Source organism: Glutamicibacter sp. BW77 (genome assembly GCF_002332285.1).
Taxonomy (GTDB): Bacteria; Actinomycetota; Actinomycetes; order Actinomycetales; family Micrococcaceae; genus Glutamicibacter; species Glutamicibacter bergerei.
Genome location: NZ_NRGT01000090.1, coordinates 1 through 13,848, shown reverse-complemented (window position 1 = coordinate 13,848; position 13,848 = coordinate 1). Strand labels below are relative to the sequence as shown.

Sequence of the window (13,848 nt, the reverse complement as noted above, 5' to 3'; positions counted from 1 at the left end):
GGCTGTAGTTAGAGGACTTTGGCGAGGAATTGCTGCGTGCGTTCATGCTGAGGATTGCTCAAGACTTCGCGAGGGGCACCCTGCTCGAGTACGTAACCGCCGTCCATGAAAACGAGGTTGTCACCAACTTCGCGGGCGAACCCGATCTCGTGGGTCACCACGATCATGGTCATGCCGGCTTTAGCGAGATCACGCATGACGTCGAGGACTTCGCCAACGAGTTCTGGGTCCAATGCGGACGTTGGCTCGTCAAACAGCATGAGCTTCGGTTCCATCGCCAGAGCACGTGCTATGGCTACACGCTGTTGCTGTCCGCCTGAAAGCGCGACCGGATAAACGTCGGCCTTCTCGGATAACCCGACACGTGCCAGAAGTTCGTTGGCCCTATCCAGAACCACCTTGCGGCTCTCTCTTTTGACTCGGAGCGGCGCTTCACAGATATTTTCGAGAACGGTCATATGGGGGAAGAGATTAAAACTCTGGAATACCATGCCAATGTTTTCGCGTGACTTGGCAATTTCTTTTTCGTTTTGCTTGTGCAAATTACCGTTCTTGATCTTTACCCCGATGGGCTGGCCTTCAACCATGATGTAGCCACCATCTAGGGTTTCCAACTGGTTGATGCAACGCAAGAACGTGGATTTTCCCGAGCCGGAAGGTCCCAGGATGCACGTGACCTCGCCACGTTTTACGGTGAGACTGATTCCTTTGAGTACCTCTAGCTGCCCAAAATGCTTCTGGACTTCGAAGGCCTCGGCGATAACGTCATTCATAACTGAGCTTTCTGAACAGGTGGCTGCGATCGTTTCAGCGGGTTGAACAGGGTAGACAGTTTCTGCGGTGCCCTATTGCCCGAGCCTCGATTGAAATGCCGCTCAATATAGAACTGACCTAGGCTGAGGATGCTGGTCACTGCTAGGTACCAAAGACTGGCGGCGATGAGCAATGGGATAGTTTTGTAATTCGAGCTATAGACCATCTGCGCTGAATACAACAGTTCTGGGAAAGCCAAGACGCTGACTAATGAAGTTGTTTTGAGCATGGAAATCGTCTGGTTTCCCGTGGGCGGGATGATGATCTTCATTGCTTGGGGCAATACAACGCGCCATAGGATGAGTCCGCGCTTCATACCCAGTGCCTTGGCTGCTTCCGTCTGTCCCTTGTGTACGCTGAGCAGCCCAGCGCGAACGATTTCGGACATGTAGGCGCCTTCGTTGAGGCCAAGTCCGAGAATTGCTGCGAGGAACGGAGTGATTAGAGTGTTGGCGTCAATGGAGAAGAACTCCGGACCGAAGGGAATTCCCATCTCGATCCGAGGATAGATCGCTGCTATGAATCCCCAAAACAACAGCTGGACGAAGACTGGAACGCCGCGGAAGAACCAAATCATGAATGCTGCGACTGAGGCTACGACATAATTCGGTGCCAATCGCGCCAACGCCAGGAGCACGCCGGTCACAATACCAACAACCATGGAGATGGCAGTCAGGATCAGTGTGTTGATTAGTCCTGAAAAGAGCCGCTCGGAGAGGAACCAGCTGAAGACGACATCCCATTCATACCGTGGGTTGGTAATGAGGGAGTAGGCCACCAGCGCTACCGCGACAAGCACCACCGCTGCGGTAAGCCACATCATTTTGTGGCTTTCTCGCGGCCTGGTCATCAGTAGTTCGTGGTGTGTGCTATCGGCTGCTGGCCCAGTGGAATCGGATTTTCTCGAAATACTGGTCATGAAAACCTACTGGGCCTTATTGAACGCGAAGTCACTGATTGCGCCGTTGCCTACGCCCCATCCATCGAGAATCTGCTGGTAACGTCCGCTTTCCTCCAACGATTTAAGGCCTAGCTGCACGGATTCTTCAAGGCCGGAGCCCTTGGCGAAAGCTATGCTGACCGGTGAAACGTTCTTCTCGCCCAAGAGCTCAACTTCGCCTCCCTGCTGGATGGCATAACCAAGGGTGGGGCCGTCAACATAGACGGCTTCAATGCGTCCGGAGGTTAAGGCGAGTATTGGTGCCTGCATGTCCGGGTAAGTCATCACGTCAATAGCTGGCTTGGAATCTGCAACGCACTTTTCGGACGCTTCAGGCACGCGTTTGAGATCTTGGAAAGACCCCTTGAGCACGCCGACCTTGACACCGCACAATTCGTCAACGTTCAGATCTTTGGGGTTTCCCGGGCTTACTCCGATACCGCTACCGGACTGGTAGTAATCCACGAAGTCCAGTACCTTCATGCGATCTTTTGATGGAGACATTTGTGAAACGACGAGATCGAATTTTCCTGCCGAAACCCCGGGGATGATTGCATCGAACGTGCCACTTTCAATGGTTAGATCAACGCCCATGGCTTCACCAAGGGATTGAGCTAAATCGGCATCAACACCAACAACGGTGCTTCCATCATCTGCGATGAAATGCAGCGGTGGGGAACTTTCGCTCATCGTCACGACAAGCTTGCCATTGTCCTTGAACTTGGTCGGAAGTGCATCGTGTGCGGCTTGGTTTACCTCGACTTGAATTGCCTCATCGGCGGCCGGTGATTCGGCTGACTGTCCCGACGGCACTTCTGGATTTGAGCAGCTTGTCAGGGCGAGAGCAAGCAGGCCAGTTAGTGCCAAAGATGTGATCTTGAATTGCGAGCGCATGTTCGTGCCTTATCTGTTATGAAACGGGGACGCGTGCGAGGAAGTGCGGAGGATGGAGATGATCATGAGAATCCATCCAGGAAAACCGTAAGTGACCTTAATCACCTAATTGTCCGATATCCTGTACCGTACATCGTGCACGATTCTGAATCAATAGCGAGGTGTCTTATAAATCGCTGTGGAGCATTGGCAACAGAGCGTAACGAGAAAACGTAGGTTAGATAGGATTTCGTCATGAATGCATTGCCGTCGGAAGAGACGACGCCACTGATCGCCGCCCGCCATATGCTCGCGGACCAGGTATTTGATGCCATACTGGCGCTTCTGCTTGACGATAAAATCTCTACTGGGTCGCAACTGAATATCGACGGGCTGGCTAAAAAGTTCCAAGTATCGTCCACGCCGGTGCGGGAAGCATTAGCCCGTTTGGAAAGCACCGGAATGGTGCGGCGTGAGGCCTTGCGTGGATATCGGGTGGCGCCGGAACCCTCAGCAACTGACGTGGAAAAAATAAATGAAGCTCGCACAATGCTTGAGCCGGGGCTTGCCGCACTGGCCTGCGAGAATCAGAGTGCCGCGTTAGTCAGTGAACTTGAGGCATGTAACACAGCGTTGAATCTTGCTCGCGGTGGCGAGAGCTTCGTGGACTATCGTGCTTATCTGAAGATGGACGAACAATTCCACAGGAAAATCGCCGAAGCAGCAGATAATGAGTTTCTTCTCCGAGCCTATTCCGCGATAGAAGGACACATCCAAAGATTCCGGCTAGTGGTTCAGAAATCTATGAGCGGCGAGTCAACTATCACTGAACACGACCGAATTATTGAAGCGATTAAGCTGAACGATTCTTCGGCAGCGCGTATTGCGATGGAAGAGCACATTTCGGGCATTGCACAACGTGCGGCACAAAACTATTCGCAGTAAGCAACGAATTTGATTGGTCGCTAAGCGTTCGGGTAGGTGGCGCTGTCTGGACACTTACCGGTGCCGTCCCTAATTCTCAATTGTTCGAGGGCTGCCAGCTACAGAGCTTTGCCTAGCACGTCAGCGGTTTCTCGAGGCCATGACTCGCACCTATGTATTAGGCCGCCACGGCCTCTAGACTCGTTTCATGAGTAATGTTCTTACCCTTCACAAAATATTGACCCTTCGAATTGAGTTGGTCGGCTCAGAACCAGTAATTTGGCGCAGACTTGAGATCGAAGACAGCGTTGCACTTGACGAAGTCGGGTTAGCGGTGCAAATTGCTATGGGGTGGGAGCATGCTCATCTGCAGGCTTTTACGAACCTCAGTCCTTACACTGAACTCGGTTCGAAGTCGGCCATCAAATGGTATGACGAACAGATGCGCGCTGAGAGCGGCGACGGAGAGTCTTTAGAAGACACCACACTAGGTCAGGCTCTGCGGGTCGCAAATGACGAACTCTATTTTGAATACGATTTTGGTGATGGCTGGATCCATCGAATCACTGTTGAGTCTCGACGCGAGACGAAGCCTGAAGACTCTAAATATAAAGTTCTGGAAGGTCAGTTGCGCGCTCCTTTGGAAGACAGCGGGGGACTTGGCGGCTGGTCTAACAAGCTAGAGATATATCGCTCCACAGAACGTAGCGACGAAGACGAAGACACCGTGGATTGGATGGAGTGGAGAGGGGGACCTTGGAAAGCGTTTGATCCAGATACCTTCGACATCGATTTTGCTAACGCGCGCCTGGAACTTCTTGCTAACGGTTTCACCGGCGCTAACGCGGCCGGGCAATGGACCGCCCGATTTCACGAGGGAATTCGGCAGTATTTGTCCTTAGTATTCGCGCATTGCCACATTGGACTCGAGCCTACCGGCGAACAAATTCCGGAATGGTTTGTTGAGCTTCTCCAGCCTTTTACTGCCCTGGTTGAAATGTGCACGGATCAAGGTATCACCCTGACCAAAGCCGGTTGGATGCCCCCAGCAATGATTGCCGAGTTGATGACTCATTGCGAATTGAACGGGATCGATTACGAACGAGGCAAGGTGAAACGGGAAGTTGATCTGCCCACCATTTCAATCATGCGCGACGTAGTTATTAAGCTTCGATTGATCCGAAAGTACAAGGGTAAACTCATCGCTACAAAGCTTGGCTCTTCGCTGCTCCAAGATCCACTGGCGATGGTTCGCTATATCCTCAATGAACTGCGCTCTGTGGTAACGAAGGACGTAGAAGTTGATGCGACATTTTCGGAGTGGGTACTCTGCGCCGGTGGCTATAACTTGGACAGATATACGAAAGCTACAACGGAGGCGAAAGAGTTCGTTCATGTATCTGAGGTTCTTAAAAACTTTGGCTACTGGGACCCAAACCTTCGAGCCCCTATTTCCACAGACAGCTATATCCCTACAACGGAACTGTGGCATGTGATCGGACGAATCATGGACTTCAAGTACTCGAACGCCGATAATCGTCAGGCGATTTACGACAAGCGTCAGGAAATTTCGCGATTCATTCTGGAAGCCTAATTCCTCTTGTATGCAATGCTTTCATGTTGCGGCAAGTTTACTTGGGTACTGAGATATGTAGAGGATCATTCCAGTAGTTGATTGAACCTTGTAGTTAAATTTCCGTTCTTTCGGTTCAACTGAAAATAGTTTGTCATGTTTCAGGATATTCTCCTTGGTTAACGATAGCCTCGAACAGATCAGTCGCATCCCCAAGAGAAAGAGGATTGAACATTGAAAGCACTATTCGATTTTGGTTTCCGCAAATTTGTCACGCCGTCCATCATCAAGATTGTCTACATCCTGATCATGATCATGTTGGCAGTGGGCTACATCAGTTTCACGGTCTTGGCCTTCACCGAGAGCGTCATGTTTGGCATCTTGGTGCTACTCATTCTTGGCCCACTATTTACGCTGATTTACCTCGCGTTGGCACGTGCAAGCTTGGAATCGCTTATCGCGCAGATCCGAACTGCAGAGAACACCTCTGAGCTTGTGCGTTTGGCGGGTGGCACTCCTCCGAGTGAACAGCAATTCGGCGAAGTCCCTCCACACCCAGCAGGACCAACGAACCCACAGGTTCGCCCCGCGGCTCAGGCGGATCCGACACGTCCGGTGAATCGTCAGAATCCAGAAGGTGGCCAAACCCCACCTGAGAACCCTTACAAGCAATAGTGGTAAGCGGTATTTAGCAATAAAATGCTGAAGCCGGGTGCAAGAGAATCTCTTGCACACCCGGCTTCAGTTTTCATTATCTCTACCAGGTGCCGTCGGCCTTCACTGAGAGGACCGAACAACCTGCCTGCATCAGGATGCGTTGCGCGGTGCTACCCATGATGAATTTTCCTACCGTGGTTCGTTTTCGCAAACCAATCACGATGAGTTGGGCTCGTTGTGCTTGGGCAACTCGTAATACCTCGTCTGCAGCATCGTGACCTTGTGCGGAGCGTTCGATCCAGAAATCTAACCCCGCCGAGGTAAGCCGTTCTTCGAGGAGGTGAAATTCTCGGGCATCGATCAGTCGATCATCAACTAGTGCATCACCTTTGGAGGAGTTCACCACCACAAGCTTTACCTTCGCACGTTGCGCTTCGACGATTGCCTGCTCTAACGCTGCTTCTCCTTGTGGAGTGGGCAGATATCCAACAACAACTGTCATGGCTTGTCCTTTCCATCCAGATCATCTTCGGTCGAATGGCGTCCGCTCGATGGCTGCTGAGATTCGACTTTGTCCAGTTCGTCTTCACTGATCATTCCACCTGATGCGAGGCCCGCGGTGAGCTCTGAAGAGCCACCACGTGATTTGCGAAGGAACGCGAGGATCAATGGGACGAGCAACAGAATGGCAATAATGATGTACACCGTTACTGCTACTGGTTCGCTCCACAGGCCTGAAACCTCACCGGCACTAAGCTGGAATGATTTACGCAGTTGCTGCTCGGCCATTGGACCAATAATCACACCGAGGATCAGTGGAAGAATCGGCAGACCGAAACGGCGAAGTGCAAAGCCGAGAATACCGATCAACAGCAACAGCCATAGGTCTGCGGTCTGCATATTGACAGAGAACGCGCCCAAGGTGGCGAAGAACAAGATACCTGCGTACAAGAACGGACGCGGGATCTTTAACAGCTTGGCCCAGACTGGCGCCAACGGCAAGTTGATCAGCAACAGCAAGGTGTTGCCAATAAATAAGCTGGCAATCAAGGTCCAAACCAAGGCCGGCTCATTTTCAAAGAGCAGTGGACCTGGCTGAATGCCCTTCATAGTCAGGAAAGCCAGCATTACTGCAGCAGTGGCGTTGGTTGGTAGACCAAGCGCAAGCATCGGAGTGAGCGTACCGGCAGCTGAGGCATTGTTGGCAGCTTCAGGACCTGCAACCCCTTCGATTGCACCATGACCGAATTCTTCAGGGTGCTTTGAAAGCTTCTTTTCCGTCACATAGGACAAGAAGGTGGGTACTTCTGCGCCACCTGCAGGAAGTGCGCCGAACGGGAATCCATACGCGGTGCCGCGCAGCCAAGGCTTCCACGAACGCTTCCAGTCTTCCTTACCCATCCAAGGACGGCCCACTGGAATGGTGCGTGATGGATTGCTGCGTAGGTGAGCGGCAATCCAGAGTGCCTCGCCGATGGCAAAAATAGCTACGGCGACCACTACGATATCTAAACCATCAACCAAAGGTGCAAAGCCGAAGGTCAGACGGCTCTGTCCGGAAACCGGATCCATGCCAACCAAACCAATGGCCAGACCAAGACCCAGGGCAGCGAAACCACGGATTTTTGAGGAACCGAGCACTGCGGTCACGGTAATCAATGCGAGGACCATGATGGCGAAGTAACTTGGTGCGCCAAGGCTAACTGCAAACTTCACCACGATCGGTGCGAAACCGACCAACAGCGCGGTGCCGATGGTGCCTGCAACGAATGACCCAATGGCGGCGGTAGCTAGCGCTTGGGCTGCGCGACCGTTCTTGGCCATCTTGTGGCCCTCTATGGCGGTGATCACCGTTGAAGACTCACCCGGAGTGTTGAGCAGGATCGAGGTGGTCGAGCCACCGTACATGCCACCGTAGTAAATACCGGCAAACATGATCAGGGCACTGGAAGTTTCCATGCCGTAGGTGACAGGAAGCAACAGCGCAACTGCCATAGCCGGGCCAATACCTGGCAAGACACCCACCGCGGTACCGAGGATCACGCCAACGAGCGCGAACAACAAGTTGATAGGTGTTAGTGCTGAGGCGAAGCCATCCATGAGGAGACTAAGAGTTTCCATTTACAGCACCCCCGAGAGAATTCCGGCTGGAAGTTTGATTCCCAAACCTAGATAGAAGCCGTAGAACGTACCAAAAGCCATAGCTATGGAGATCAGGGCCGTCAGTACATATCGGCGACTTCCCAATGCCACTGCTGAGCCAAAGAACAAGATCGTTCCCGAGATAACCCAGCCGGCGGTGTTGATCAATAAAATATTGATCACAAATGCTGCCAGCAGTGGGAGAAGAACCTTCCAGTCTGAGGGCTGGCTCAGATCAACGTCTTCGCCTTCTTCGCCCTCCGCCAGGTTTCCGCGGAGAACGGTGATGGCCAGGGCAATAGATGACAGAACCAGAATCCCAGAGACCGCGTAGGGCAGAGCCTTAGGGCCCACCACATCGGCTTGGGAGTACGTCACATGAAGTTGCGACGCATCAACGAACACAATGATTCCCACCAGAAAAAGAAACGCGGCGAACAGGAGTTCGACGCGCTTCTTCTTCACTGTGGTTACTTCGCTCACGCCAGACCCAGGGTCTTGAGTACGTTTGCTACGCGCTCATCCTGCCCGGTAAGGAATGCTGAGAAATCGTCACCGGTCATGAACGCATCGGTCCAACCGTTGGTCTTCAATGCTTCCTTCCACTCCGCGGACTCGTGCATCTTGGTGATGGCATCGGTCCACTTCGCCTTATCAGCATCTGAGATCTCCGGTGGGGCTACTAGTCCGCGCCAGTTGGAGAAGATTAGATCAATGTTGGATTCCTTCAGAGTTGGAGAATCCACACCTTCGAGACGCTTGCCGCCACTGGTAGCCAGCACGCGAACCGAGCCCTCTTCGATCTGCTGCATGTATTCGCCAGCGCCGGAGGCTGCGAATGCGAGCTTGTTGCCCAAGATGGCTGGAAGAAGATCGCCACCGCCGTCGTAGGAAACGAAGTTCACCTGCTTAGGATCGATGCCCACTGCTTCTGCTAGCTGCATTGGCAACAGGTGATCCGGACCGCCTGGTGAGGAGCCGCCACCGACCGAGAGCTTTCCTGGATCTTTCTTCCAGGCAGCTACTAGGTCATCAATGGTCTTGTATGGGGAATCCTTGGAGACCATGATGGCGCCTGGCTCTTCGATGAGCTTGGCAATCGGGGTGGTCTCGGTGAGTTTGGCATCTGATTCATTGGTGTAGCTAGCGCCCACTACGCCAAGCCCCATCAACATGGCCAGATCTCCATTGCCCTTTTCATTGACCAGTCGTGCAAGACCTACGGTGCCGCCAGCACCGGCAAGGTTGAAGACTTCCAGGTTTGCTGCGATGTCAGCATCGTCCATGACCTTGGCCGCCACACGAGCGGTGGTGTCGTAACCGCCGCCGGGAGTATTAGGAACCATGATGCGCAGATCCTTCAGCGGGCCGCTCTCGGCGCTGGGGGAAGTGCTGGAATCGGAGTCGGAACCGGAGCTTGTGACGCCACAGCCGGTTAGGGCCAGCGCTGCTGCAGCGGCAACTGCTGCCATGACACGCATGGATTTGAAGGTTTTCATTGATTCAGCCTCTTTGCTTTCATCGGGTGCGAATAGTTCAACCCTAAGTGCAAGAGTGAAGCAGGTCACTCTTGCGTACGCAAAGAAAATACTGTTCATTGTGTAACCAAAAAACGTGATCTGCTTCATGTAAATTGTCGGTAAAGTTGCCAGTTGCATGGGTGCACCCGTGACAATGAAATGTTCGGTGATAACAAAACGGTAGGCAAGAGGTGGGGCAGTGCGGGCGATCAAGGCATGGTTCGGCAAAATGTTTCCCAATCGAATCTCGCTGGCAGCGCAGTACCTCGTCCTACAGCTGCTGATCATTGCCGTGGTACTTACCGGTGTCGTAGTGGTTTCCACAACTCAAGCAACAAATAATTTTGAGCAAGAAGAAGGTAGACGCAGTCTTGCAGCAGCAGCAGAATCACTGGCCGCTAACCCACTGATGCGCATCATGCTTCCGGGCGCCGAACCAGAAATGGGCTCAGCGCTGCCAGCCATGGCGGAATCGGTACGAAGCACCTCTGGACTGCAATTCGTCACCGTTGCTGACCCGCAAGGCGAAGTGATCACCTCTAGTTTCCCTGACGATGTAGGAACCTCAATTCTTCATCCGCAATCTCAGGTAATAGAAGGTCGAGGGTGGACCGGAGATATCTGGCGCAACGGAAATCATGTGCTGATCGCACAAGTTCCGGTTCTAGACGATGAGGGGATAATGGTGGGCATTGTCAGTGCCGGACAAAAATATCCTTCAACGCAAGCGGTGATCCGCGAGATCGCACCCAGCGCCCTATTTACGCTCTTGGTGTCCGTGCTTTTGGGAACGGTCGGCTCCGTACTTCTCTCCAGACGAGTTAAACGTCAAACTCGTGGCATGGAACCTCGGGAAATCTCAGAACTCTTTGAGCACCGCGAAGCCCTGCTACACGGGGTCAAAGAAGGAATCGTCTCCGTTTCCCCCGACCAACGAGTGATGCTGGCCAACGACATTGCTATTGAACTACTGCAGCTACCCAATGACTGTGTAGGCCAAACACTGGAACAGCTAAAGGTCGCACCGCAGGTGACCCGTGCACTAACCACCAAGCAGAATCACCCCGATCGTCAATTCCTCGTGGCCGAGAAAGTCCTTGTCTTCAATCGAATGCCGGTGGCTGTCGCCGGACGCGACCTCGGATCGGTCACCACCTTTCGTGACCGAACCGAGCTAACTCTCCTAGAACAAGAATTAGGCGACAGTAAGGCAACCTCGGACATGTTGCGGGCACAGACCCACGAATTTGCCAACCAGCTACATGCCATCTCGGGGCTGATCCAGCTAGGTGAATATGATGAAGTAGTGGGTTTCATTGATGGGGTGAGCTTCAGCCGAAGCAAACTATTTGAAGATGTTGCGGCCAGGATCAACGAGCCGACCATTGCTGCGCTATTGATCGCCAAGGCCAGTGTGGCGACGGAACGGGGGATCAAGCTAAGCGTCGCCGAGAATTCACATCTTGGACGTAATGATGAGCAACTAGCACGAGACCTCACCACGGTCATCGGCAACCTCGTAGATAACGCGATGGATGCGGTATCAGCAGTGACTCAACCGCACATCGAGCTACGCATCGAAGAATCCGAAACCCACGTAATCGTTCAGGTAAGCGATAATGGATCCGGGATAGATGACGCGGCAATCAATGAGATCTTTACTCAAGGATTCTCAACCAAAGACACCACAGTATCCGGCGGAAGAGGTTTTGGACTGGCGCTAACCAGGCTAGTCTGCCGGCGGCGCGCAGGGGACGTGCAAGCCATCAACGCTGGTGGCGCGCAATTCACCGCCACACTCAGGAAGTAGGAAACAACTCGTGATCAAAGTACTGGTGATTGATGATGACTTCATGGTCGCCAAGGTTCACTCCGGGTTCGTCAACAACGAGCCAGGATTCTCCGTGGTGGGAGTAGCTCACTCGGCCAAAGACGCACTAATAGCAGCCACTGCGTTGTCACCGGACCTCGTCTTGCTCGATATCCACCTGCCAGACATGAACGGCCTAGACCTGTTGCAACGCTTGCGCGACATTCAGCCAGACCTCGACGTTCTAGTCATCAGCGCGGCACGCGAAATGGACACCGTGCGACGGGCGCTGCGTGGCGGAATCGTGCACTACCTGATGAAGCCGTTCTCCCGCGAAGACCTACATGAACGACTCGAACATTATCTGAAAACATATCAGCCATTGCATCAAGCCGATCAAGAACTGCAACAAGCAGACGTCAATCGGCTCTTTGGACTCAGCGGACAAAATCGCCGTCCACTGCCCAAGGGATGCAGCGCCGAGACTATGACACTGGTAGAAAACATCGTCAAAGAGGCGGTACAACCCATTTCCGCCACAGAAACTGCAGAAAAACTCGGCACCTCACGGGTGAGCGCTCGCCGGTATCTGGAGTACCTGGCCGATGAAAATCTTGCACAGGTCAATCTGCGTTATGGAGGAGTAGGCCGGCCTGAACGCCGGTACTCGTGGAGTAACTAGCCATTAAACACGTCATCAGGACTAAAGCAGGCTCGGTGTATCTGAGGCGAATAAAGTTCTAGACATGGCTGTGGCCTTGCACTAGGTACTCGGTGCAAGGCCACTATGCGGTCAAGGCTAAAGCTGCAAGGTCAAGATTTAGCTATGCCTTGCTCGACTTGGAGTGCTCGTTGGAGGCGAGATCTTCGAGTTTTTCTCGCGGGGCAGCGGAAACGTAGCGTTCCATGCTGTCATCCAGTTCGCTGAGCCATGGAGTGTGGTGCTTGTCTGCCATCGTACCGGTCATCACTGAACGATAAACCTTGTCGCGGTAGGTCAGGATATTTTTCTTCTTATCCGTTTTCCAAGCCATAAAGGTTCGGGTGACCTCATCCAAATCAAACATCGGGTAGTCCGTCAGTTCAATGAGATCCCGTATGTAGTCGGCCTGGAATTTCACTTCGTCTTCTGCTGTTTCGATAGCGTTAAAACGTTCAAGCCATGCATCGATGCTTTCGCGTTGTTCGCTCGGCGAAGGGATGGTTAGCTCACCCAAAATTAGATCGCGAACGTACCAAGCCTGGGCATCAAACATATTAAAGGTGAACCACTGATCTTGAGCACCAAGGTAGTACAGGCTGTCGTTGTTTTCAGAAACAACACCGCGGTACAAAGTATCCGGGTAAACGTTGTTTGGTGAATCCAATGCCAGGTCAGAGGGCAAGAATGGATAGTGGTGCAAGTATCCGGTGCACAGGATGACCGTATCAAATGAGCGGGACATGCCGTTGCTGAAGTACGCGGTTGAACCTTCGAAGCGGTCAATGAGGGGGAGTTCCTCAATGCCTTCTGGCCAGTCGAACCCCATAGGACCTGAGCGGTAGCTATACGTGACTGAGCGTGCGCCCATTTTGAATGATTGGACACCAATGTCTTCAGCCGAATAACTTGCTCCGATCAGCAGAACATCTTTATCTGCTAAGCGTTCAGCTCCGCGGAAATCGTGGGCATGCATAAGCTCGCCAGGGAACGTTTCAATGCCCTTAAAATCTGGGACGTTAGGGAAACTGAAGTGTCCGGAGCCCACAATGACGTGATCGAATTCGGAAGTTTCCGTTTGCCCGGTCTTGAGATCTTCGGTGGTGACAGTAAATAGGTTGGTGCTCTCGTCAAAATCAACCCAACGCACCACAGTAGCGAAGCGAACGTGCTTTTTAACATCGGACTTCTCGGCGCGACCATTGATGTAATCCCACAGCACTGCACGTGGTGGGTAGGAAGAAATTGGGCGGCCAAAATGCTCATCAAATGTGTACTCGGCGAATTCTAGGGCTTCTTTGGGGCCGTTAGACCAAAGGTTGCGGTACATGCTCGAATGTACTGGTTCGCCGTACTTGTCGATGCCGCTACGCCAGTTGTAATTCCACTGGCCTCCCCAGTCGTCTTGCTTTTCAAAGCAGACGATCTCAGGGATCTCTCGCCCGGATTTCTTGGCAGAATCGAATGCCCGCAGCTGGGCAATGCCGCTGGGTCCTGCTCCAATGATGGCGACGCGTTGAGTCAAACGTACCTCTCCGGCTATCTAAGCCTTATATCAGTTGCGCGCCGAGAATCGAACCAACAATCGAGTTCGTCAGCGTCGCGCAATTCAACAAAAATGCTCTAAACCAGTCGACCAGTCACGCATAGAAAACGTTCACATGCCGAGGGAAAACTTGTCCTGTTCAAGGGACTCCACCCTTGAGTTTATCAGTTATTCATTTTTTGGAATTCTAAAGCATCTATTGAGGGGGAGGTTTGATGTCGTTTCAGAGAAATTCGTGCTCGGTATTTCACCTTGAGGCACAGCAAATAACGCCAACACCTAGGAGTGAGTACCGAGGAATCGGAGACTATTGAGCTGCCAACCTTTACAGGCTCTTCAGGAATAAGAGT

The 13,848-nt window shown here is 52.6% G+C and carries 13 protein-coding genes; 5 read left to right on the top strand and 8 right to left on the bottom strand.

What is annotated here, in order from left to right:
- Positions 1-8 precede the first annotated feature (8 nt).
- The 3 genes from CIK74_RS18205 to CIK74_RS18195 all read right to left on the bottom strand — a co-directional run bounded on the left by CIK74_RS18205 (position 9) and on the right by CIK74_RS18195 (position 2,647).
- Positions 9-773 carry an amino acid ABC transporter ATP-binding protein gene (locus CIK74_RS18205; RefSeq protein ID WP_096257843.1) on the bottom strand — a complete coding sequence of 255 codons (765 nt, stop codon included), beginning with the start codon at positions 771-773 and terminating at the stop codon, positions 9-11.
- Positions 770-1,636, bottom strand: a complete 867-nt coding sequence (locus tag CIK74_RS18200) for an amino acid ABC transporter permease (protein WP_240520588.1) — start codon at positions 1,634-1,636, stop codon at positions 770-772. The genes CIK74_RS18205 and CIK74_RS18200 overlap by 4 nt, the downstream gene beginning before the upstream one ends.
- 102 nt (positions 1,637-1,738) lie before the next feature.
- Complete coding sequence (locus CIK74_RS18195; RefSeq protein WP_096257841.1) at positions 1,739-2,647, bottom strand: ABC transporter substrate-binding protein; 909 nt, start codon at positions 2,645-2,647, stop codon at positions 1,739-1,741.
- Between the two features lie 234 nt (positions 2,648-2,881).
- Here CIK74_RS18195 and CIK74_RS18190 point away from each other — a divergent pair, with 234 nt between their 5' ends.
- From CIK74_RS18190 to CIK74_RS18180, 3 genes are all read left to right on the top strand, one after another.
- On the top strand, positions 2,882-3,571 hold the full coding sequence (locus CIK74_RS18190) for a GntR family transcriptional regulator (protein WP_096257840.1): 690 nt from the start codon (positions 2,882-2,884) through the stop codon (positions 3,569-3,571).
- Between the two features lie 187 nt (positions 3,572-3,758).
- Positions 3,759-5,144: a plasmid pRiA4b ORF-3 family protein gene (locus tag CIK74_RS18185; RefSeq protein WP_096257839.1), complete on the top strand. Its 1,386-nt coding sequence runs from the start codon at positions 3,759-3,761 to the stop codon at positions 5,142-5,144.
- 213 nt (positions 5,145-5,357) lie between these two features.
- Positions 5,358-5,798 (top strand): DUF4282 domain-containing protein, encoded by a 441-nt coding sequence (locus tag CIK74_RS18180; RefSeq protein ID WP_096257838.1) that lies wholly within the window; start codon positions 5,358-5,360, stop codon positions 5,796-5,798.
- A gap of 82 nt (positions 5,799-5,880) precedes the next feature.
- Here CIK74_RS18180 and CIK74_RS18175 read toward each other — a convergent pair whose 3' ends face one another.
- From CIK74_RS18175 to CIK74_RS18160, 4 genes are read right to left on the bottom strand one after another with little or no spacing between them, the layout of a single operon-like run.
- A complete protein-coding gene (locus tag CIK74_RS18175) occupies positions 5,881-6,282 on the bottom strand; it encodes a universal stress protein (protein WP_096257837.1) in 402 nt (133 codons plus the stop codon).
- On the bottom strand, positions 6,279-7,901 hold the full coding sequence (locus tag CIK74_RS18170) for a tripartite tricarboxylate transporter permease (protein WP_229677051.1): 1,623 nt from the start codon (positions 7,899-7,901) through the stop codon (positions 6,279-6,281). Before CIK74_RS18170 ends, CIK74_RS18175 begins: the two co-directional genes overlap by 4 nt.
- Positions 7,902-8,405, bottom strand: coding sequence for a tripartite tricarboxylate transporter TctB family protein (locus tag CIK74_RS18165; RefSeq protein ID WP_096257836.1), 504 nt, complete (start codon positions 8,403-8,405; stop codon positions 7,902-7,904).
- A complete protein-coding gene (locus CIK74_RS18160) occupies positions 8,402-9,421 on the bottom strand; it encodes a tripartite tricarboxylate transporter substrate binding protein (RefSeq protein ID WP_096257877.1) in 1,020 nt (339 codons plus the stop codon). Before CIK74_RS18160 ends, CIK74_RS18165 begins: the two co-directional genes overlap by 4 nt.
- A gap of 250 nt (positions 9,422-9,671) precedes the next feature.
- On the opposite strand from CIK74_RS18160, the gene CIK74_RS18155 reads away from it, so the two are divergent.
- Together CIK74_RS18155 and CIK74_RS18150 are read left to right on the top strand one after the other, a co-directional pair.
- Complete coding sequence (locus CIK74_RS18155; protein WP_240520587.1) at positions 9,672-11,252, top strand: ATP-binding protein; 1,581 nt, start codon at positions 9,672-9,674, stop codon at positions 11,250-11,252.
- Positions 11,253-11,262: 10 nt separating this feature from the next.
- On the top strand, positions 11,263-11,934 hold the full coding sequence (locus CIK74_RS18150) for a response regulator (protein ID WP_096257835.1): 672 nt from the start codon (positions 11,263-11,265) through the stop codon (positions 11,932-11,934).
- Between the two features lie 142 nt (positions 11,935-12,076).
- Here CIK74_RS18150 and CIK74_RS18145 read toward each other — a convergent pair whose 3' ends face one another.
- On the bottom strand, positions 12,077-13,477 hold the full coding sequence (locus CIK74_RS18145; RefSeq protein ID WP_096257834.1) for an NAD(P)/FAD-dependent oxidoreductase: 1,401 nt from the start codon (positions 13,475-13,477) through the stop codon (positions 12,077-12,079).
- Positions 13,478-13,848 lie beyond the last annotated feature (371 nt).

Excerpts from the sequence above, each read along its gene's own strand:
- CIK74_RS18205 (WP_096257843.1), bottom strand. The coding sequence starts at position 773 with ATGAATGACGTTATCGCCGAGGCCTTCGAAGTCCAGAAGCATTTTGGG.
- CIK74_RS18200 (WP_240520588.1), bottom strand. The coding sequence starts at position 1,636 with ATGATGTGGCTTACCGCAGCGGTGGTGCTTGTCGCGGTAGCGCTGGTG.
- CIK74_RS18195 (WP_096257841.1), bottom strand. The coding sequence starts at position 2,647 with ATGCGCTCGCAATTCAAGATCACATCTTTGGCACTAACTGGCCTGCTT.
- CIK74_RS18190 (WP_096257840.1), top strand. The coding sequence starts at position 2,882 with ATGAATGCATTGCCGTCGGAAGAGACGACGCCACTGATCGCCGCCCGC.
- CIK74_RS18185 (WP_096257839.1), top strand. The coding sequence starts at position 3,759 with ATGAGTAATGTTCTTACCCTTCACAAAATATTGACCCTTCGAATTGAG.
- CIK74_RS18175 (WP_096257837.1), bottom strand. The coding sequence starts at position 6,282 with ATGACAGTTGTTGTTGGATATCTGCCCACTCCACAAGGAGAAGCAGCG.
- CIK74_RS18170 (WP_229677051.1), bottom strand. The coding sequence starts at position 7,901 with ATGGAAACTCTTAGTCTCCTCATGGATGGCTTCGCCTCAGCACTAACA.
- CIK74_RS18160 (WP_096257877.1), bottom strand. The coding sequence starts at position 9,421 with ATGAAAACCTTCAAATCCATGCGTGTCATGGCAGCAGTTGCCGCTGCA.
- CIK74_RS18155 (WP_240520587.1), top strand. The coding sequence starts at position 9,672 with ATGTTTCCCAATCGAATCTCGCTGGCAGCGCAGTACCTCGTCCTACAG.